At 68.2% G+C, this 1,561-nt stretch carries 2 pseudogenes; both read right to left on the bottom strand.

The annotated features are described in order from the left end of the window. Positions 1 to 228, bottom strand: a pseudogene (locus A2J03_RS10235) (Isoniazid-inducible protein iniA); the annotation flags it as partial. Positions 229 to 310: 82 nt separating this feature from the next. Then, positions 311 to 1,561, bottom strand: a pseudogene (locus tag A2J03_RS30990) (IniB N-terminal domain-containing protein); the annotation flags it as partial.

The following is a 1,561-nucleotide window of genomic DNA, read 5'->3' as shown; positions in this document are numbered from 1 at the left end:
GCACACGTTCAGATTGAGCAACGAGTTCACGAACTGGCTTTTTCCCTGTTTCAACGGGCCGACGACGACGATGCGCCTGCGCGGATCCAGGACCCGCTCTTTGGCGAGCTCCATTCTCGATACGAGATCGGACCGTCCGACCGTCTGCGCTACCGCCGCAGTTCGATCGAGCAGCTCGGCCAGCTGTTTCGCTTGCCCGTCCATGGCCTTCTTTCGGTACACGTGCATCGGCTGCCCTGAACTCTAACGAGCGGAAAGACCCCGGGCAGTAGAACCGCCCGGGGTCTTGTCCAACAATTCACCGATTACGTTACGGGTTCAGCAGATCCGTGTGGTGATCGACGGTGGCGACGTCCGCGACGGCGTCGGCCGAGCTGTCCACGTCGCCGTGCAGGCCGGCGTCCGAATGCAGCGAGGACTCCGCCTCTCCGAACACGCTGGAATCCACCGAGGACCACGCGTTCGAGTCGAAGGCGCTGGTAAAGGATCCGGATGCGCTTCCAGCGACGTCTGCAGCACCTTCGAAGCCGCTCGTGACTCCACCTGCTGCGCCGCCGACGACATCCGCGCCTGCACCGATTCCACCCGCCACGTCACCGGCAACGTCCGTACCGGCCTCGACTCCACCTGCGATACCGCCCGCGACGTCTCCGGCAACGTCCGAACCGGCCTCGACTCCACCTGCGATTCCACCTGCCACGTCTCCGGCAACATCCGTACCTGCAGCAGCACCACCCGCGATACCGCCGGCCAGGTCCGCTCCCGCCGACGCACCGGCGTCGAGTCCTGCACCGAGTCCGGTGTTCAGCCCCGCGCCGAGGTCACCGGCCACCGTAACACCGAGGTCTGCGGCGCCCTGCAGTGATCCGGTCAGGTCCGCACCGGCCTGAGCCCCTGCGTCGAGGCCGGCTCCGACAGTTCCGTCGACCGCCCCTTCGAGCGACCCGCCGAGGCCTGCTGCACCCGAAACCACACCCGAGACCGCGCCGTCGACTCCGCCGGTGAGTCCCGCGCCCAGCTCTGCACCGGTCTGGGCTGCGCCATCAAGCCCGGCGGCCACACCACCATCAAGCCCTGCGGCCAGTCCGCCACCGAGTCCTGCGGTAGCGCCTCCGATCGCACCGAGGCCGAGGTCACCGGAACCTGCGACGCCACCGGTGATGCCACCTGCTGCGCCGAGGGCTGCGTCTACTGCACCGGTGAGTGCGCCGCCGAGTTCGGCTCCGCCACCGAGGGCGGCGCCGAGATCGAGTGCGCCGCTCGTGTCGAGCACGGTGTCGAGTGCAGCGCCGAGATTCGCGCCCGCTTCACCACCGACGCCGAACGCTGCACCGAGCACGCCTTCCAGATCGGTTGCGGCCGCGATGTCGGCTCCGACCGAAGTGTCGATCGCGGTTCCCAGTGCGGCGGTGAGGCTGCCGACTGCGCTGGTGTCCAAGTCGAGCGCCGAGCCGACCGCACCGCCGATGACGGTTCCCAATTCACCTGACGTCAGCCCGGCCAGATCGAGATCGGCCAGGGCGCCTGCGTCGAGGACCGCGCCGAGCGAGGAACCGATGCT

The sequence above is a fragment of the Rhodococcus sp. EPR-157 genome (genome assembly GCF_001647195.1).
In the GTDB taxonomy this organism is placed as follows: Bacteria; Actinomycetota; Actinomycetes; order Mycobacteriales; family Mycobacteriaceae; genus Rhodococcoides.
This window is presented reverse-complemented; position numbering and strand designations above follow the sequence as displayed.